Source organism: Paeniglutamicibacter terrestris (genome assembly GCF_012271785.1).
GTDB classification, from domain to species: domain Bacteria; phylum Actinomycetota; class Actinomycetes; order Actinomycetales; family Micrococcaceae; genus Paeniglutamicibacter; species Paeniglutamicibacter terrestris.
In genome coordinates, this window is record NZ_JAAWVT010000004.1 from 294,611 (window position 1) to 313,103 (window position 18,493).

An 18,493-nucleotide genomic window follows, 5' to 3' on the forward strand; every position below is an offset into this window, starting at 1 on the left:
GGGCCGTGGGGAACAAAAGTTCCCCACGGCCCGCTGCATTTTTCGTGACATGCGTTGGCTACTTCACGCCAAGTCTCCACAGCGAGGTTACTTCGGCGGAACGCTGAGCATGGAACGGGTCGGAGGTATCCATGGCACGGCCATGGGATGGGACGGTGTCATCGCGTCCCAGCACCACCAGTCCAGCGGTTTGAATCCACCCCAACAGCTCTTCTCGACTGCGCAGTCCCAGCCGTTCGGCTAGATCGGAAATGACCAGCCAGCCCTCGCCACCGGGCACCAGATGTTCGGGGAGGGATTTGAGGAAGGAGCGCAGCATCGCGGACTTCGGGTCATAGATCGCGTAGTCAAGGAGTGTGGCGGGGGTGCCCGGCAACCACGGTGGGTTACACACCACAACATCCGCCCGACCTTCGGGGAACATGTCCTGTTTGATGGCCACGGCCCGGTCCTCAAGGCCCAGCGTTTGGAACGTCTGTGTGGCGCAGGCGATCGCGCGATCCTGCGAATCTGTGCCGATCACCTGTTTCACACCACGCTGGGCGAGAATCGCCGCCAGCACGCCCGTGCCGGTGCCGATGTCGAAGCCTCGCCGCAATCCGGGCAGCTCCGCCCGAGCGACCAGATCCAGGTACTCCCCACGGACCGGGGCGAAGGTGCCGTAATGCGGGTGGATCTTGGCATCCAGCGCCGCGATGTGCAATCCGGTGGAGCGCCACTGCTGAGCGCCGATGGCACCGAGCAATTCCTGCAACGGCACCACTGCATCGGCCTCCAGGCGACCGAAGGCGTTGGTCCAGGCCTCGGTAACATCCGGGGCCCGGCGCAGCGACACGACTGGACCGGCGCCGAGGGGCACGAGCAGCATGGAAAGGATCCGTGCCCGGTGTGTGCGCGCCTGGCGGTACTTATAGAAGCGCTCAGCGGTGGACGGCGGTGCGGTATTGCGCTTGGCCTTGGCTCCGTCCGGGAGTCGGCGTGCGATGGCGCTGAGCAGTTGTCGGGCATTGTGGTAATCCCCGGTGAACAGCATGCCGGTGCCGGAGGTGGCCAGCTTGTAGGCGTCGTCGGCCCCCAACGTGTCATCAACCTGCAGGATGCTTTTGGGCGGTGCCGCGTTGTTGGATGAGCACCAAAGCGCGGTGCGCTCCTGGCCCTCGACGCTCCAGGAAACGGTGACGGGTGTGTTCATGACGGCGCTGGGGCTCCTGCTCGACGTGGTGGTGAGATGCGGGGGTGGGTAGCTGGCTAGCTGGCTACGGTGTGGCGCGAGAAGGAGCGCACCGTGGTGTCATCCCAGTGTTGTGCCGGAACCCCACCACCGAGCAGTTCGCGGATGAATACGGCGCCGGCCGGGATCGGTGCATTGGAGCCGGCAATGATCACGTTGCCGTGGCGCCTGCCCTTGAGCATGGTCGGGTCCGCGACGATGGCCACGTATTTAAAGACCGCACCGATGGTGGCTGCCTCGCGGCGGGCATTTTCCAGAGCGGGAGTGTCCCCGCAGTTCACGATGTACAGGCCATCTGTATCCAGCACTCGGGCTGCCTGCGCGGTGAAGGCCAGCGTGGTCAGGTCCTTGGGTGTCTGGTCGCCGGCAAAAACGTCACGGATGATCAGATCGCGGGTGGCCTCGGTGAGCGTGCCCAATACCTCGCCGGCTTCACCCACCCGGATCCGCAGCAATGGCGCACGTGGCAGATCAAACCAGGCCCTTACCAAGGTGGCGAGCTTTCCGTCGAGCTCCACCACCAACTGGCGGGCGTTGGGGTAGGTGTCGTCGGCCCAGCGAGCCATGGAGCAAGCCCCACCGCCCAGATGTAGGGCCCGGAGCTTATAGCCCTGGGATTCGATCTCCCCCGGGTTGAAGCGGGAGCGGATGAGTGCGGCGATCCACCGCATGTACTCGAAGTCGAGGTGTCCCGGCGCTGCCAGGTCCACATGGGAGGAGGGCACGTCGTTGATGCGCAGTAACCACCCGGTGGGCGAATAGGGGTCACGTTCCAGTTCGGCTGTGCCGGTGTCGATAGGGTAAATACCTTCGAGCGGGCCGTCTTCAGGTGCCGCGGGGGCATCAGAGAGAACCGCGACATTATTCTTGGTCCGCTTGTTCTTGCCCTTAGCCACGAGTGCCACCGCGCCGAACCATCCGGACCTCGTTGAGTCCTGCCCAGTCATCCAGCAGGGCCTCAACGCGGCCGTCGGCCACGAAACCCTGCTTGGCGTAGAAAGCTTGGGCGCGCGGGTTGTTCTCCAATACCCAGAGCACAGCGTCGCGTTGGCCGAGTACCGTTTCCAGAAGTCGTGCGCCGAGGCCCGTGCCGTGGGCTAGCGCCAGCACGTAGAGCAGCTGCAGTTCAATGCTGATACCTGTATCTGCATCGTCGTCGGAGGCGGGTCCGCCCCCTGCAACACCCACAACCTCACCGTCAGCCGTGGTAGCGATCCACAGTTCGGCGCCCTGGGCCAAACCGCGGGTCCACCAGTCGGCTTGTTTCTCCAGCGAGGCACGAGCATTCTCGAAGAAGGAGGCCGGACGCTGGGCGGAATACGTCTCTTCCCAGGCGCGAAGTTTCATCTCCAATGCTGCGGGGATGTCTTCGGGCGTAGCAAGGCGGATGCTGTAGGGCTCTGTAGTCACAGGGGCAAGCCTATGTGCTGGTGTACCCCGCGGACGAAAACGGTGATGAAGCTCCCGCCAGATCCGCGTGTCTTAACGCACCAAAGCGAGGGCAAACCCGTCCCAGCCCTTGGCCCCCACCGTTTGTAGCGCCGTGGCGTCCACCCGCGGGTCCGCCGCAAGGCGATCAATTCCGGCGCGAACTCCGTTGATCAATCGTCCAGCATCGCTCAGCGCGTCGCCAGCATGCAGCACCGCGCCGGACCGCACCACATTGTCGACCACCAGCACGGTTCCAGGCCGACCGAGCATAATGGCTGAGTTTATGTAGTGCGGATTGTTTTCCTTGTCCGCGTCGATGAAGATCAGGTCGAACGGTTCGCAGTCCTCGGCCAACATCGCGTCGAGTGTCTGCCGGGCCGCACCGATACGAATATCAACGCGATCCCCCACCCCACAGGCTTTCAGATTATCCGCGGCCACCCGCGCGTGTAGCGGTTCGAACTCGCACGTGGTCACGTGCCCGTCTACGCCAACACCGCGCGCCAGCCAGGTCGTGGAGTACCCGCCCAAGGTTCCGATTTCCAGCACTCGTTTCGCGCCAGACATCTGCGCCAGAAGCATCAGGAACTTACCCTGTAGTTCGCTGACTTCGATATGTGGCAGACCTTCTTCATCTGCCAGTTCCCGGGCGGCTGCCATGGCGGGATCCGGTTCAAGCAGTTTTGCGACTAAATAGGTGTCGATGTCGGTCGGGGTTACTGGTTCGGTTGGGGGCTCCATCATGATCACTCCTGCTCGCTGATGGCCTTTTCTAGACGATCAATTTTTCCGCGTAATTCGCCGGTGTAGCCCGGGCGGATATCGGCCTTAAGAACCAGTGAAACCCTGGATCCATAGGCGGATACGGCCTCGGTCGCGCGCTTGACGACATCCATAACCTCATCCCATTCGCCCTCAATTTCGGTGAACATTGACGAGGTGGAATGGGGTAGTCCGGAGTCCCTGACCACCTTGACCGCGGCGGCCACTGCGTTGTGGACCGACCCGTCGGTGTTGTCGGTACTGGGCGCTAGCGAAAAGGCAACAATCATGGTTCCACTGTGCCACCGTGGAACCAACATGTCACCCGCGCGTGTCACCAAAACGTCATTGAACTACGATTAATCCCCCGCTCGACCTCACGCGAGAGCCAAGTTTTTAGCCCCACCCCAGGTAGCGCGACAGGGCAGCAGCTCCGGCACCCGCCATGACGACCACAAGGAACGGAGCCCGCAGCAGCAGGGCGACTCCCGCAGCAACCAGCGCAGCGATCCGCGCGTCGAAGACCACCGAGGTCCCGGTGGCCACGGTGTTAACGATGGTCAATGACGCCAGCAACCCGATGGTCAGGGTTCCGGCAGCGCGGGTCATTCGCTCGTTCTCGAGAATCCGTTCCGGAACCAGATAGCCCAAAAGTTTGGTTCCGTACGCCACGGCGCACCCGGCAAGAATCCACCACCAGAGCCCACTCATGCGAGTTCCTCTCGGGTGCCGCGCGGTTTGATGTCGGGTTCGAGTCCTTCGTCGGAGGGACCGCGCCCGAAGTACCCCCACACGCCCGCCACGATCGCAGCCACAAGGATCGGCACGCCCGGAGGCACCAATGGGACAGCCAGGACCGTGACCAAGGCACACACCGAGGCGACGGCGATTGGCTCCGAAGATTTTAGGCGGGGCCACAGCAGGCCCAAGAATGCTGCGACGGCAGCGCCGTCAAGACCCCATGTTTTGGGGTCACCCATGGCGTCACCTAGGAGAGCGCCGACGATGGTGAAGATATTCCACAAGAGGTATACACCAATGCCAGCCACCCAGAAACCACGCTTTTGCTCCGCGGGGTCACCTTGTCCGGCGGCCGTGGCGGTGGATTCATCGATGGTGAGTTGAACCGCCAGTAGTTTCTTTAAACCTCGCGGCCTAATCATGGATTTGACCTGCATGCCATAAACGGCGTTTCTAACACCCAAGAGAGTTGCCGCGCCAAAGGCTGCCCCGGGGCTTCCGCCTCCCGCGATGACTCCGATGAAAGCGAATTGAGAGCCACCGGTGAACATCAGCAGACTCAGCGCGGCGATCTGCCATATGTTCAGGCCAGCGGCAACACCGAGCGCCCCATAGGAGATGGCGTACAGCCCGGTGGCAACCGAGATGGAGAGGCCGATCTTGGTTGCGGGGGTAAAAAATGTTGATGGCACGATCTCTAGCCTAGCCATTGATCCGCTCGGGCTCATGACAAGCGCTGGTCCCGGGCCCGAGCGGGTTCGGCAATTTTATGCGTGGGATGCCTCGTAGCGAACCTTGAGGGCGCCGCGCTTGATCTTGGCTTCCATGATCCGGACGTCCTGCAGTACCCCCAGATCGCTGACGTGGGTACCACCACAGGGCTCGGCATTAACTCCGTTGATGACCACCGTGCGGATTCCCGCCTCATCAAGGCTGCTGCTCACCGCTGCTCTGGTACCGACCAAGGCGACAAATCGGTCTTGGAGCTCGGCGATGAGGTTGCCGCGGGATTCGGGAACACTCAGGTCCTCGGGCACCGAGGTGGGATCAAAATCCAGCCGAGCTTGTCCCGGGAAGTGGCTGTGACCGCTGTGCTCCCAGCCGCGCTGCTCCCCAATGAATCCAATCAGGTGTCCTGCGGTGTGCAGGGCCGCGTGCAGTAGGCGCTTCTCGGGGTCAATCGCGGTATTCACCAGGGTTCCCACGGCGTACGTGCCGGCGCCGCTGAGCACTATGAGTCCTGAATCTTGGCGGCTCACGGTGACCTCGCGATCCTCCACGGTTCCGCTGTCTTCGAGCTGCCCGCCACCACGAGGGTGGAAGATGTTTGGACTCACGGCGATCCAAGATTCACCGGCGTCGTCTTTACCCGCGGCGATGACCGTGGCTTCTGTTGTGAAGAGGTACGTGTCGGAAAAGTATGCGTTCAGTTGTTTCACGCGAAAAGTCTATGCCTTTCGTTTGGGCGCAGCCGCCCGCACCGTTGGATCGCGACTAGGCGAGCCCGAGGTGTTTTTTGATGAGTGCGGGAACGTTGCTGGTGATCTGGGTGACTCCGAGCCCCACAAGATAGCTGGCGTCGCTGGGCTCATCCACTGTCCACACCCGGAAGGTTGCGCCGCGTTCCAGCCATTGTCCGGTCACCTCCGGATATTTACGCACGTAGGCAATTCCCGGGCCAGCCAGTTGCGGGGCCCCGGAATTAAGAAGTTCAACGCCGTCGGTCATGGCCTGTGCCAACACCGCGGCCACCGCCGCCCTGTCTTTGTCCCCCACCTTGATCAGCTCCCCGATCCAATCCTCATCAACCTCGGTAACCAACTGGCAAAGGTGTTGGGGAGAAATTCGTTCCATCAGGTATCGCACCGAGTCTGGGTCAAAACTCATAAATGAAATGTAGACCTCTCCCACCATTGAGGTCTTCGCATCCCAACCCAGTGCCTCAAGCTCCACCAACATGGCGTCCTCCAGCGCGCGTCCGAAGGGACTCGGGTGCTTAATCTCAACCGCCAGGCCCACCGAGCGCCCGGCTGCCCGCAACAACCCGACGAGTTCACCGAGGGTCACCAACTGCTCATGAATCGAACCGTAGGCGGCGGGAATCTCCGAGTTCTTCCACGAGGAGAAATCCATCGCTCGCAGTTCCGCGAGAGTCTTGTCGCCGACTTTTCCGCTGGAGTTCGAGGTCCGTTCGACCGTCGGGTCGTGATGGCACACCACAAAGCCATCGGCGCTCAGGTGAATATCGCATTCGATGCCATCGGCGCCGTCAGCAAGTGCCTGTTGGTAGGCGGCACGGGTATTTTCTGCATAGGCCTTCGATGATCCGCGGTGGGCGTAAACAAGGGTTCGCATGCCTTTTACGCTACCGCTGGCCGCCAGCTCCCGTGCCGTGTGCCGCGCCAACTCGATGGTGAACTATCGTTGAATCCTGTCCGATCACGCCGTCCAGGCAGAGGGAGCCACTACCCATGACGTCATCCGGATTCGGCTTGGCCGCTGTTAACGACGCAGCCAAAGCAGTCGCCCTGCGAAAGATGAAACGCCTTGCCACGGGCCTTTTGATCATCATGGCCGTGATCTTCGCTGTGGCTTTCGCCCTGCAAGGGCGTTATCCGTGGCTGGAATATGTGCGTGCCGCGGCCGAGGGCGGCATGGTGGGCGCACTGGCCGACTGGTTCGCGGTGACGGCACTTTTCAAGCACCCGATGGGCCTAAAAATCCCTCACACCGCGATCATCCCGCGGAAAAAGGACCAGATTGGCGAGAGCCTGGGCCAGTTTGTTCAGGAGAATTTCCTTTCCCGCGACGTGATCGAAACGAAGCTTCACCAATTTGATGTCGCCCGTAGCGCCGGAGGATGGCTAGCCAAGGAGGAATCAGCCACCAGGGTCGCCCAGGAGGTTGCTACAGCCGTGGGAGCCGTGCTTGAGGTACTCGATGATCGTGACGTATTGGCCCTTCTGGAGTCGCTGGCCAAAAAGCACATGCTCGCACCCGAGTGGTCATCAACGTTGGGTCGGATCATGCAGCGGGTCATCATCGACGGGCATCACAAACCTGCGGTGGACCTTTTGGCCGAACGGGCCGAGCAATGGGTAACCGCCAACCGATCCATGATCGTTTCCCTGGTATCCGAGCGCTCCCCCTCGTGGGTTCCCTCCGTGGTTGATACCTTGTTGGGCGAAAAGCTTTATCGGGAATTCCAGAAGTTCGCCCAGGGAGTCCGCAACGATCCCGAGCATTCTCTGCGCCTGAGCATCGATACGTGGCTGGAAAAGTTCGCCTCGGACATGCAATCGGATGAAGAAATGATCGAGCGGGTCGAGGCACTCAAACACTCATTGTTGGGCGACGCCCAATTGCGCGAGTTGGCCGCGACCAGTTGGTCCTCGATCAAGGCAGCACTCGTTGACGCCATGGAGAACCCCGAGTCCGAGCTTCGCCGTTCGTTGATTGCCGCCATCCGCGACTTTGGCTCGCGCTTGCACGACGATGAACACCTGGCTCTCAAGGTTAATACCTGGGTGCTCAACGCCGTGGGCTACGTCGTGGAGAACTACCGGGGGCAGATCACGTCGCTGATCACCGACACCGTTGCACGCTGGGACGGAAAAGAAACCAGCGAAAAGATCGAGTTGCAGGTAGGCCGAGACCTTCAGTTCATCCGCATCAACGGTACGGTCGTCGGCTCCCTGGCCGGGCTGGTAATTTTCAGCCTGGCCAACGCGCTACTTCGTTAGCGCTCTTCGCTGGTCCCGAGGCTGCTCGCGCGGCGGCTGCGCTCTGCTTCGATGTCTGCCTCAACCTCGGCGAGCGCTGTTCCTGCTTCCAACTCTCCGGCCAATAGCCCGGGGATGCTGGTGGGCATGCTGCCAAAGGCCAACCCCGCAGCTTCAACTACCTTCTTGCCCAAGAATCGGTTGCCGAAGCCACCTACCGCAGCTCCGATCCCGAACGGAACCATCCGACCGAACATCGAGGCCCCCTGCGTGGCGAGCATCTTCTTCATGAACGTCCGCTGCATGGTGCCTTGCATGGTCGTCCATAGGCTGGACTGTTTGTTGGCCCCAAACATCGCGGCCCACCCCTTGACGGGGCCCGAACCACGACCCGCGACCTGATGGGTTAGCGCAGAAATCATCGAGCTTCCCTCATCACCCATGAGAATGGCCATGACCAGCAGCCGCGATTTATCTGGATCTTCGGTCGTAATCCCGTGCAACTCGGCGAGCGCTTGAGCATAGAGTGCACTCGCTTCGAGGAAACCGACGGTTGCGGCGGCGGAGAAGCCCAACGCAGCAACGGTTCCAACACCCGGGATAGCTGCCGTGGCACCCACAGCAGCTCCGGACCCGGTGATGGTGAGCAGGTAGTCCCGTTCAACAATCTTGGCGAGTTCCGCAGCAGTGAAGGAGGGGTTCTTACGGCGCAAGCGGCGCAAGTACGCCAGGACCAGGGGCCGCTGCACGCTGACTGCCTTCATGATGGCACCCTGTAGTCCCGGAGCAGGTTTGCCGTTGGGACCAATGACACTGGAGGTAATGGGGTTCTTTTTCATCCTGCTCCGACTCTATCGGCACTGGGTGGCTACGGAAAACGAAATTTTCGCTCGGCATAAGTAAACAATCCCTGGCTGACGATTTGCTGAGCAAAACTAAAACCGTAAAAACCTTTCCGTTTACTGTTTTATAGATACGCTGGAATTCTCACCCCACGCCATCAGGTTTTTCGCTCCCACGAAAAGGTCACCCCGTGAATTTCGCAGAAACGCTTTGGTCAATGATCGTTATCTTTTTCTTCCTGTCTTACCTGGTGGTGATGTTCCAAATTGTCGGCGACCTCTTGAGGGATTCGGATCTCAGCGGTTGGATCAAGGCACTGTGGATTCTTTTACTCATCGCCCTACCGGTTCTCACCTCGCTCGTCTATCTGGTGTTACGCGGTAGCTCGATGGCTCTGCGTCAGCAATCCCGTGCCGAGCAAGCCGCCAACAGCACCACGGAATACCTTCGTTCGGTCGCAGGAACAAGCGATCCGGCCAAACAGATCCTCGAGGCCAAGTCACTTCTAGATTCTGGAACGATCACGGAAGCCGAATTCGGCATTCTTAAGGCCAAGGCCCTCGCCTAGTCCCACCCCTCAGGCAGATATGGCGCGGCAATATCATTTGAATATTGCCGCGCCAACTGTCTGTCTTCCTGAGTCTGTCCGAGATGGGTTGTTAGCGACTTGCTCGCACGGTCGTGGGTAACGCGCTAATTTGAGTATTGCGCAGCGCCGCACGCAAGGAAACGAAAAGTAGCACCACCCCCACGCTCAGCGCGATGTGCCCGATTCCGGCAATGCCAGCGAAGGCCGCCGAGCTAGCATCGACATCCAGCACCACCAGTGTTCCTTTCACCAGCATCATCGCGCCGGTCAGGGCCACACCGAGCGTCCACATCCAGTAGAACCAGGAAAAGGCCCGCGGCGCGGCGGCGGAGAGGGAAAAGAGCTTCTCCAGTGCCAAGACGATGAGCAGGAACACGAACCCCAGCACCAGCAGGTGGGTATGGACCAGTGGCAGCTGGGAAGCCGAGCGGTCTGTAAAGTCGTTAAACTTCGTCAGCTCTCGGTAGTAGAGACCGGAGAGGACTCCGCTGATTCCAAAGGCAAAGGCCGTATACATCAATCTCAACATGGTGAGTGTATTCCTGTCGGTACTGCCCGGGCGATGAGGTTTCAGCGACCAGGGCCCCTCGGGCTTGGGCCCAACCGCTCTATACCTCTCACTTTGCCCGGTGATGACCTCTCCCGGATCAACCATCCGGTTGATCCTGCTGCCCCGCTCGCGACGTCAGGAAGCACTGTCTCCAGGCAAGTAATGCCTGTAGAAACTTCGTACGTCCCGGCGTTCGTCATCCCCGAAACCATGACCCATTTCCGGGTAGGTGCGTGCCGTCAGTATTGTGTTTTCCTGCAGCCACTCACGCGTATATGCGACGGAAGCGGAATTGATCACCACATCACAGGGATCCCGTCCCCAGAAGAACGGGACACCGGCCCCGTCCTGCGGTGAAACATCTGTGAGCGAGAGCAGTTCGTTGGACAACACGAAGCCACTGAGCCCCACGACCGTGGCATAGCTTCCGGGTCGCAATCGATGCAAGGTGGTGGCCATGGCCATGCCCTGGGAGTGGCCCAGCAGGCTAATGGAGCGATAACCCAGCGCGTACCTATCCTGCCAATCAAAGACCTTCTGGGCGGCCGCAACCACCTGGGCAAAATCATTGGTCAGGAAGTAGTCCAACAAGAACCACCCGTGATCGCCCCCGACGTCCATGTGCCCGCGCAGCGCAACACCGGTAGCGGTGGCCGGCAGCTGATCAAACCAGCCGAGCATGCGTTCGGGGTTTGAACCATAACCATGCAAAACAACCACTAGGTCGGTGCCCGCGCGCTGGTCTTCGGGCCGCGAGTAGATTCCCTCATCCATAAAACCAATCTAGCGGCTCGCACCTGCCAAAAGTTCCGCAGAGAATCTGGCATCGATTCGCGCTCGTGATCCGATGCGTCGCATACTGGGCGCATGAGAATCGATTCGTTGGATGTGTCACTGATCGAGCTGTTTACCGACTTTCCGGGCATTGGAGTCATGGAGTGTTCCAAACGTCTGGGCGTTGCCCGGGGAACCGTACAAAATCGCCTAAACCGCTTGCACGAGTCGGGTGTCATCACTCGCATCGCCCCGCACATCGATGCCGCCGCCATGGGATACCCGGTCACGGCGTTCTGCTCGTTGCGGATCCAACAAAATCTCGGGCACTCAGGCATGGCCGAAAAGCTTGCTCAGATCCCGGAGATTCTCGAACTGCACACGGTTTCGGGGTCCAGTGACTTCTTCGTGAAGATTGTTGCTCGATCCACCGCCGATCTTCAGCGCGTACTGGATGCGATCTCCGCCACCGAGGGTATGGGCAGAAGCTCCTCCTCCATCGTTCTGGCATCCCACTTCGAGAACAGGATCATCCCCTTGGCTAGGGAGGCCGCACAACAGGGCCCGGAAACTGCAACTGAGCAGGCGCAGGAAGTGCGAATCGACTCGCTGCGCAATGGCGGTAGGCTGAATGCAGCCGGAAAGACCAGTGGTCAGAATGTCCAGTAATCCGCGCCGCGAGCTGCGCCTTGTGTACATCTTGTGCGGCGTTTTGCGGTGCAGTTGACCCGAATGGACACATTTCCCTAGCTTATGTGAGTCACGTCACCGGCGACGTGCAAGCGATTTATTCTTCTGGAGGCACCACCCATGAGCATTGTCCAGCGCACATCCCTGCAAGCTATCCCCGCATACAAGCAGGGAGCAACACCGGGGCAGGGCGAGAAGGCCTTTAAGCTCTCCTCCAACGAAAACCCTTATCCTCCGCTCGAATCGGTGATGAGTGGGATTGCTGCCGAGCTGGGCACCATCAACCAGTACCCGAATGCGGCGGCCCCCGAACTGATCGGTGCCCTGGCCAGCCGCCTCAACGTCGAGGCCCAATGCATTGCGCTGGGTGCGGGATCCGTTGAGGTCGCCGGTCAATTGATCCACGCGACGGCAAATCCCGGCGACGAAGTGATCTTCGCCTGGCGCTCCTTTGAGGCGTACCCCATCCTCGCCCATGTCGCTGGGGCCACCCCGGTGATGGTTCCCTCGGATGCCGCCGGCGGCCACGATCTGTTGGCCATGGCCGAGGCCATCACCGAACGCACCGCCCTGATCTTCATCTGTAACCCCAACAACCCCACCGGGACGGTGGTGGATACCGCATCGGTTGACGCATTTATGGCCAAGGTTCCAGCGCACGTGCTGGTGGTCATCGACGAGGCCTACGTCCATTTCAACACCGATGCAGATTCGGCCGTGGGCTTGGACTTCTTCCGTCGCTACCCCAACGTCGCGGTGCTGCACACTTTCTCCAAGGCCTACGGGCTGGCCGGCCTGCGCATCGGCTATGCCGTGGCACCACCTCAGGTCGCAGCAAACCTGCGCAAGACAGCAGTTCCGTTCGGAGTCAGTGCGCTCGCCCAGCGCGCGGCCGTCCTCAGCCTCGAGCACGAAGATGAATTGCAGCTGCGCATCAACGAGCTCATCCAGGCACGCGAAACTCTGCAGAACGCACTGCACGCTGCCGATATCAACGTCATTGATTCACAAGCCAACTTCGTCTGGCTACCCACCGGGGCAGCAACCGAAGACGTTGATACACAACTTCGTGCCGCGGGGATCTGGGCACGCGCTTTTGCCGGGGAAGGCATTCGCATTTCCATCGGTTCCCCCGAGGCCAACCAGGCCATCGCTAGTGCCGTGATCAGCGCACTGCAGGAAGCGTCCACACATGCTTAACACCACCGCTCGGCCCAAGACCACCAGTCTGAGTACCCGACAAATCACCATGATGGGCATCGGCGGCGCCATCGGTGCCGGCCTGTTTATCGGGTCAGGGCAAGCCGTAGCCGTCGCCGGCCCCAGCATCATCCTGGCCTTCGCCTTGGCGGGACTGCTGGTCATTTTGATCATGAACATGCTCGGTGAGATGGCTGCCGCCAACCCGTCCTCGGGATCATTCTCCGTATATGCCACCCGGGCCATGGGTCCCAATGCCGGGGCCATCATCGGCTGGCTGTACTGGATCCAGGGCGTCATCGTGATCGCGGCCGAAGCTACCGGAGCCGCTGCCATCGTCGGAAGCTGGTTCCCCCATGTTTCTCAAGGAACGTGGTCACTGATCTTTGTTGCCCTTTTGACCGCGGTGAATCTGGCCAATGTGGCGCGCTTCGGCCAATTCGAGTACTGGTTCTCCTTCCTCAAGGTTGCCGCCATCATGGCATTTTTGGCCGTGGGCATCGCGCTGGTCTTCGGATTAGTACCCGGTGTTGAAGCCACGGGGATTTCCAACCTGGTGGCCAACGGCGGCTTCCTGCCTAACGGCGTGGTGGGCCTGTGCGCCGGGCTACTGATGGTGATCTTCGCCTTTGGCGGTATCGAGATCGTGGCCATCGCCGCGGCGGAAAGTGATGACCCGCGCACCTCCATCCGCAAGGCCGTGCGCGGAGTGCTCTTCCGAGTTTTGGTCTTCTACGTCGGCTCCGCTCTGGTGATGGTCTCGGTACTGCCCTGGGCGTCGCCGGAGCTTGCCGCATCCCCGTTCGTCGCGGTGCTCACCTTTGCCAACATCCCGTGGATCGATTCGATCATGGCCCTGGTGGTGGTCGTTGCCCTGCTTTCGGCGATGAACGCGAACATCTATGCGGCCTCGCGCATGCTTCTTTCACTGTCCGAACGGGGCATTGCCCCGCGCGTGATCCAGCGACGCAGCCGAAGCAACAACCCCTATGTCGCCGTGGCCGCGTCGGTCATTCTGTGCTCCGGTGCCGTGGTGATGAACTATGTGGCACCCGATGTGGTGATGCCGATGCTACTGAACGCGGTGGGTTCCACGCTGTTGGTCACCTGGGGATTCATTGCCCTCTCGCAGTTGATCCTGCGCATTCGTGCCGACCGAGATCCCTCGATCCACCTGCCGGTACGCATGCCACTGTTCCCGTATCTGTCGATCCTGGCGCTGCTGATGCTCTCTGGCATCGTGGTTCTTGCTCTCTTCGATCCGGCCAGCCGGACGCAGCTGCTGATGACCCTGGGACTGACCGTTGTCATTGGTGTGCTCAATGCGCTGGCTCAGCGCCGCTCGCAGCGCCGTGGCTCAGCGGGGAGCACCCCGAATGACTCCGCGGCCCAGCGAACCGAGGAATCCGAACACCACGGCGTTTCCTAGGACGAATACAAAGATGGCTGCGTGCTCCGAAAGAATCGGAGCACGCAGCCATCTTTGTACGTTCGGGTATTTAGCTCTTGAGCTTGATATCCACCCAGACCAGCCGGTGGTCGCTGCTGGCCGGAGGCCATGTAGAGACCAGGTCGGCTCCCACCTGACCCGCGGCCGGCCAATAGACCCCGGCATCGCGCACCGGCAGCCCCACCGAGGGCAGAACGTAGTCCACGCGCAGCACTCCGGTACTCGGGCCGAAGTCGGCGGTGCCCAGCGGATTGTGGGCGGCGGCCAATCGGCGAAGCTCCGGACTGAGCTCCTGAGCCTGGCTGGCGGGCAGTGGATCAACAAGCAACGGATTTTCCTGCAAGGCGGTAATGGCCGCCGGGTTGGAGCCGCCGGATGCCGCGTCGGAATTCAAGTCGCCCAGCACCACAAATGTGCTGCCCTTCGCCAGCGGGCCGCGCGCTCCGGCATCGTCATAGATGTATTCACCGGCCCCGTCGGCACCGAGATAGTCGTTCAGCAGACGGATCTCATCGTGGTTACGGCGCTGGTTGCGTTTTTCACTGCCGTCAAAGACCGGCGGGGTGGGATGCGCGGCGATCACGTGGATTAGCTTGCCATCCACGGAGATGGGCACATCCCACATGGACTTACTCGGTAAGGGCAGTACCGATTGGATCAGCTCGCCGTAGTAGTCGGTGGGCAGCAAGGAATCTGGCATGTCCTTCCAGAGGAAGTTCTGGAAGGTGCGAACATGATCGGTGTCAATGGGGTATTTGGAATAGAGCACCATGGCGTACTGACCCTCGAAGTCACCGAAGCCCAGCGCGTCCCCGGGTCCGCCAATGACGCCATCGGCGTCAAGGTCTGCCCCGCTGGGGATGCCCGTGTTGGAGGGCGCGGTGTAGGTGTACGGGTAATCGATGGGGTTCGCTCCGCGTTGGGAACGGTTCAGGTAATTGGTATTAAAGTTCTGGGCCGCAGCTCCGGTTGCGTCGTAGTCAAACTCGTTGAGCAACAACACATCCGGCGCATTTCGCTGGATAATCTCGGCCACGGCCTTGGCTTGAGCATCCAAGGGCGTGGACAAGTCCAATGCCAGTTGGCCGGCATTCGGGCGATTCAGCGAGGCGTTAAACGTCGATATACGCAGGGATGAGGGGGCCATTAACTCTCGGGAATCCGTGAAGGGCAGCGTCGATACCATCGGTGGTTGCACGATGGAGGGTTTCACAGCGCTGAGTGTTTGTGCTTGCGCCGGAACGGCTCCGCTCACCGCGGCCGCCGTGAGGCTTACGGCCAGCAGGGCCTTCAGGATCGAGTATCGCACGCTCCCACACTAAGGCGCTCAAGCTACGTTCCGGTAGGTTTGGGATTACTCAACCTGTGGGTTTTTCTTCCGGCGCAATACCCTCAGCCGCTGCGGCACCTATTTGCGCACGTGCGCTGCCTTGCGATTGGCCTCAAGAATTTCCTGCATGTAGGGGGCTCGAACGTCCGCAGAAATGCGGCAATCCACCAGGAAGACTCCGCGCGCCCCCTCGGTGACCCAACGATCCAGCTCTGCCAGATCCTCCAGGGCGCGCACCTTAGTTGCCCGTGCACCCAGCCCGCGAGCCACCGCGGCAAAGTCGACCTCGGGGATCAGCATGGGCTCCTCGTGCAAGCCGATGGATCCATACTGGTGAATTTCTGCCCCATAGGCAGCGTCGTTGTAGATGACGATGATGCCACTGCGCACGGTGCGGATAACAGATTCCAGGTCGGCCAGGCCCATCAGGAAGCCGCCATCACCGCTGGCCAGAACGACCGTCGAATCCGGCGCAGCCACACCCGCACCCACCGCGGAGGCCAGACCCAGCCCAATGCTCTGGTAGGCGGTTCCCACCATGCTCAGGGCATGTGGCCCCGGGACATCCCAGTACATCGGACCCCATCCGATGAAGTGGCCACCGTCCTGCACCACCACGCGGTCCGCCGGGATAATGGTGTTCAGGATGCGAGCCACCGCGCGTGGATCCAGCAGGCCGTCCGCGGCGATCGGGTCACCCGGAGCATGATCGTTGATCCGCGTGAGCCGCGGGGCCACAGAATCCACCCACCGGTTTCCGGGAGCGCGTTCGGTCAGCTGCTGGAGCAGTCCCTGAACAACGGCAGAAACATCGCCCCGCACGAAGGTATCAACGCGAGGATTAGTCGGAGCCGGGGCAACATCAACCTGAAGGATGTGGGCTGATGCATTCAGCAGATCGCCGAATCGCATGGTGAATTGATTCAGTGATGCCCCGAGGACCAGCACCACGTCCGCCTCATGGATCAGGGCGGCGGTTTCGGCCGAGGAGAATCCACCGGTAATACCCAGGTCCCCTCGGCGATTGGTCAGCAGATTCGGCGCCAGTGCGGTGCTTGAGCTCAGCGCCCCGAGTGAATCGGCGAGCGCGGTGATGGCTTGGGCCGCGTTCGAGAGGCGAGCACCGCGGCCGTAAATCACCAGTGGACGCTTGGCCTCATTCAGCGCGGCGGCGGCTCGAGTCACTAGCTGATTATCGACGCTCTGGTAGCTGGGTTCGTGCTGGAAGTCGGCCAGCGAAATCTGCGATTCCTCGGCAGCTTCGTCGGCGACGATGTCATAGGGAATCGAGATGACCACAGCCGTGCGTTCCCGCAGCGCGTAGGCAACCGCGGCAAAGGTGGTGGCCATCGGGGATTGCGCGTCAATGACAAAGGTTGTCGCTCCGACGGCGTTGTTGATGGCTGTCTGGTCAATATCCCAGCCTCTGGCGCCGGTGGAGGGCTGGTCCCCGGTGAGGAGAACCAGCGGAACTCGCGCCTTGGCGGCTTCGGCCAGTGGGGTGATGGCGTTGCTAAACCCGGCACCGTAGGTGGTGGTAGCGATCGCCAGCTTTCCGGTGATCCGGTAGTAGGCATCCGCGGCGCTGACGGCCGCGGATTCGTGGCGAACGGCGGTGAAACCGAACCCCGAACGCACGGCGGCGTCAAGGAAGTGGGCATTGCCATTTCCCATGACGCCGAAGATTTCGGAGGTGCAGGTTAAAAGGGCGCGGGAAACGGCAGCAGAAACTGAAGACATTTTTGAGACTTTCGAATGCAGCAAATAAAAGGCCATATTCGTCTTCGGGCGATCCGCCCGGATTTCGCCCATTTTTAGAGCGACGGCCAGAACTTCAGAAACGTTCCGCCTGACGCATCAACAATAACCGCGCCACCGTGTGATGCGCAACACCAATTGTAACAAGACGCGTACAGGAGAGGGTCATAGGACACGGCGAGCCGCTTAGAGGAGGCGCCCTCGCCACCCCCACAAGCCTTCCCGCCCGAGCTCGTTGACACACCGACTAGTTAGACATACAGTCTAGTTATGTCCACCAACCTTCCCCAAGCAACCGAAGTTGCCGACTGGCCAAGCGACTGGCTCCGCGCCGCACTCGGGCTATGCACCCTGCAAGCCCTTGAAGCCGGGCCCACCTACGGATACGCCATCATCGCGGAACTAGCCGAGGCGGGACTGGGGAAAGTGAAGGGCGGAACGCTCTACCCGCTACTGACTCGCTTCGAAACCGCCGGCTGGCTCGAGGTCGAATGGCGACCGGGCGAGGGCGGACCGGGGCGCAAGTTCTTCGCACTCACCGAGCTCGGCCGCTCCGAACTGGGCCGCCAACGCACAGCCTGGAACGCCTTCACATCCATCACCACTACATTTCTCGCCAAGTAAGCAGCAAAAGCACAAGGGAGCAACCATGATCACCACCAAAGACCAGAAATGGATCGACACTCTTATTCTCGAGCTGCGTCTGCGCGATGTCAGCGGCGCGCGAATCGGCGATGCCATCGCCAGCGTGAAGGAGTTTCTCACAGACTCTGGCGAAGAGGCTCAGCTGGCATTCGGCACACCTGCCGAATATGCCCAGAGTCTCGACCTGTCATCCGTCGCTGAGACCGTCTCTCTTCGCGGGACTATCTTGCGTTCAAGCATTGGGGTCCTGGCATTTCTTGCCTTCGCGCAAGCCATCGTGCCATGGCTCGATGATGAAAAGTTCGCCGTAGGCGTCCTGCAGCTCATCTTGCTATCGGTGCCCGTGCTCGCGGTCCTTTGCCTGCCGTTGTTCTTGGAGAAACTGCTCCGCAACTTCTGGCTTCTAGCTCTACTTTTCGGAGTCTGCATTACTTCCGGCATCTTTGCGGCCATCACTGCCCCGAGAGATCAAGGCAACGCCTGGCTGTTGGTAAATCCCGCAGTGGTGCTGATCGTGAGCTCAGTGCTGATGATAGCCGTCTCCATCGCGGGAACCATCGACGCCATGAATATCAAAAATGACACGATTCGCGAACCCTTGGAGGCTTCGGCGACGAGTCGAAAAAACGAAAAGACCTCGCGGATCACCGGCGTTCTTGTCGCGTGGATGTTCCCGATCTTTGCCTTGATCTTCCTCGGCCTCGATCTCTTGATCCGCTAGAAATCCCGCGTAACACCGGGAATCTCAGCTCAGCTGGCGATCAGCCCGAAGCATAT

Annotated in this window: 21 protein-coding genes; 7 read left to right on the plus strand and 14 right to left on the minus strand. The window is 60.7% G+C overall.

What is annotated here, in order from left to right; genetic code table 11:
- Nucleotides 1-58 precede the first annotated feature (58 nt).
- The 9 genes from HED64_RS11190 to HED64_RS11230 all read right to left on the minus strand — a co-directional run bounded on the left by HED64_RS11190 (nt 59) and on the right by HED64_RS11230 (nt 6,520).
- Nucleotides 59-1,192: a methyltransferase gene (locus HED64_RS11190; protein ID WP_168152071.1), complete on the minus strand. Its 1,134-nt coding sequence runs from the start codon at nt 1,190-1,192 to the stop codon at nt 59-61.
- Nucleotides 1,193-1,248: 56 nt separating this feature from the next.
- Nucleotides 1,249-2,178, minus strand: a complete 930-nt coding sequence (locus tag HED64_RS11195) for a spermidine synthase (RefSeq protein WP_168152072.1) — start codon at nt 2,176-2,178, stop codon at nt 1,249-1,251.
- Nucleotides 2,120-2,641, minus strand: coding sequence for a GNAT family N-acetyltransferase (locus HED64_RS11200; protein WP_168152073.1), 522 nt, complete (start codon nt 2,639-2,641; stop codon nt 2,120-2,122). The genes HED64_RS11195 and HED64_RS11200 overlap by 59 nt, the downstream gene beginning before the upstream one ends.
- Nucleotides 2,642-2,713: 72 nt before the next feature.
- The gene (locus HED64_RS11205) at nt 2,714-3,403 is read right to left on the minus strand and encodes an O-methyltransferase (RefSeq protein ID WP_168152127.1); all 690 of its coding nucleotides are present in this window, start codon (nt 3,401-3,403) and stop codon (nt 2,714-2,716) included.
- Between the two features lie 5 nt (nt 3,404-3,408).
- On the minus strand, nt 3,409-3,714 hold the full coding sequence (locus HED64_RS11210; protein ID WP_168152074.1) for a thiamine-binding protein: 306 nt from the start codon (nt 3,712-3,714) through the stop codon (nt 3,409-3,411).
- Between the two features lie 106 nt (nt 3,715-3,820).
- Nucleotides 3,821-4,135 carry an AzlD domain-containing protein gene (locus tag HED64_RS11215; protein ID WP_168152075.1) on the minus strand — a complete coding sequence of 105 codons (315 nt, stop codon included), beginning with the start codon at nt 4,133-4,135 and terminating at the stop codon, nt 3,821-3,823.
- Entirely contained in the window at nt 4,132-4,857 is a 726-nt protein-coding gene (locus HED64_RS11220; RefSeq protein ID WP_425351796.1) for an AzlC family ABC transporter permease, read from the minus strand. Before HED64_RS11220 ends, HED64_RS11215 begins: the two co-directional genes overlap by 4 nt.
- 75 nt (nt 4,858-4,932) lie before the next feature.
- Nucleotides 4,933-5,604, minus strand: coding sequence for an alanyl-tRNA editing protein (locus HED64_RS11225; RefSeq protein WP_168152076.1), 672 nt, complete (start codon nt 5,602-5,604; stop codon nt 4,933-4,935).
- Between the two features lie 55 nt (nt 5,605-5,659).
- Nucleotides 5,660-6,520: a glycerophosphodiester phosphodiesterase gene (locus HED64_RS11230; RefSeq protein ID WP_168152077.1), complete on the minus strand. Its 861-nt coding sequence runs from the start codon at nt 6,518-6,520 to the stop codon at nt 5,660-5,662.
- A 116-nt stretch (nt 6,521-6,636) separates the two neighbouring features.
- Between HED64_RS11230 and HED64_RS11235 the strand changes: the two genes are divergently transcribed.
- Nucleotides 6,637-7,908 carry a DUF445 domain-containing protein gene (locus tag HED64_RS11235; protein WP_168152078.1) on the plus strand — a complete coding sequence of 424 codons (1,272 nt, stop codon included), beginning with the start codon at nt 6,637-6,639 and terminating at the stop codon, nt 7,906-7,908.
- Here the strand turns inward: HED64_RS11235 and HED64_RS11240 are convergent.
- Nucleotides 7,905-8,726: a hypothetical protein gene (locus HED64_RS11240; protein ID WP_168152079.1), complete on the minus strand. Its 822-nt coding sequence runs from the start codon at nt 8,724-8,726 to the stop codon at nt 7,905-7,907. The two genes, HED64_RS11235 and HED64_RS11240, sit on opposite strands and share 4 nt — an antisense overlap.
- 221 nt (nt 8,727-8,947) lie before the next feature.
- On the opposite strand from HED64_RS11240, the gene HED64_RS11245 reads away from it, so the two are divergent.
- The gene (locus tag HED64_RS11245; protein WP_168152080.1) at nt 8,948-9,298 is read left to right on the plus strand and encodes a PLDc N-terminal domain-containing protein; all 351 of its coding nucleotides are present in this window, start codon (nt 8,948-8,950) and stop codon (nt 9,296-9,298) included.
- A 91-nt stretch (nt 9,299-9,389) separates the two neighbouring features.
- On the opposite strand, the gene HED64_RS11250 is transcribed toward HED64_RS11245, so the two are convergent.
- Both HED64_RS11250 and HED64_RS11255 read right to left on the minus strand, forming a co-directional pair.
- Nucleotides 9,390-9,848 (minus strand): DUF2871 domain-containing protein, encoded by a 459-nt coding sequence (locus HED64_RS11250; protein WP_168152081.1) that lies wholly within the window; start codon nt 9,846-9,848, stop codon nt 9,390-9,392.
- Between the two features lie 156 nt (nt 9,849-10,004).
- Entirely contained in the window at nt 10,005-10,643 is a 639-nt protein-coding gene (locus HED64_RS11255) for an alpha/beta hydrolase (RefSeq protein ID WP_168152082.1), read from the minus strand.
- Between the two features lie 93 nt (nt 10,644-10,736).
- Here HED64_RS11255 and HED64_RS11260 point away from each other — a divergent pair, with 93 nt between their 5' ends.
- The 3 genes from HED64_RS11260 to HED64_RS11270 all read left to right on the plus strand — a co-directional run bounded on the left by HED64_RS11260 (nt 10,737) and on the right by HED64_RS11270 (nt 13,962).
- A complete protein-coding gene (locus HED64_RS11260) occupies nt 10,737-11,312 on the plus strand; it encodes an Lrp/AsnC family transcriptional regulator (protein WP_168152083.1) in 576 nt (191 codons plus the stop codon).
- A gap of 141 nt (nt 11,313-11,453) precedes the next feature.
- On the plus strand, nt 11,454-12,533 hold the full coding sequence (gene hisC / locus HED64_RS11265; protein WP_168152084.1) for a histidinol-phosphate transaminase: 1,080 nt from the start codon (nt 11,454-11,456) through the stop codon (nt 12,531-12,533).
- Complete coding sequence (locus tag HED64_RS11270; protein WP_168152085.1) at nt 12,526-13,962, plus strand: amino acid permease; 1,437 nt, start codon at nt 12,526-12,528, stop codon at nt 13,960-13,962. The genes hisC and HED64_RS11270 overlap by 8 nt, the downstream gene beginning before the upstream one ends.
- A gap of 70 nt (nt 13,963-14,032) precedes the next feature.
- On the opposite strand, the gene HED64_RS11275 is transcribed toward HED64_RS11270, so the two are convergent.
- Nucleotides 14,033-15,292, minus strand: a complete 1,260-nt coding sequence (locus tag HED64_RS11275; RefSeq protein WP_342590709.1) for an endonuclease/exonuclease/phosphatase family protein — start codon at nt 15,290-15,292, stop codon at nt 14,033-14,035.
- A 99-nt stretch (nt 15,293-15,391) separates the two neighbouring features.
- Entirely contained in the window at nt 15,392-17,053 is a 1,662-nt protein-coding gene (locus tag HED64_RS11280; RefSeq protein ID WP_168152086.1) for a thiamine pyrophosphate-binding protein, read from the minus strand.
- Between the two features lie 288 nt (nt 17,054-17,341).
- On the opposite strand from HED64_RS11280, the gene HED64_RS11285 reads away from it, so the two are divergent.
- Nucleotides 17,342-17,695 carry a PadR family transcriptional regulator gene (locus HED64_RS11285; protein WP_168152087.1) on the plus strand — a complete coding sequence of 118 codons (354 nt, stop codon included), beginning with the start codon at nt 17,342-17,344 and terminating at the stop codon, nt 17,693-17,695.
- 25 nt (nt 17,696-17,720) lie between these two features.
- Complete coding sequence (locus tag HED64_RS11290; protein ID WP_168152088.1) at nt 17,721-18,437, plus strand: hypothetical protein; 717 nt, start codon at nt 17,721-17,723, stop codon at nt 18,435-18,437.
- Nucleotides 18,438-18,493 lie beyond the last annotated feature (56 nt).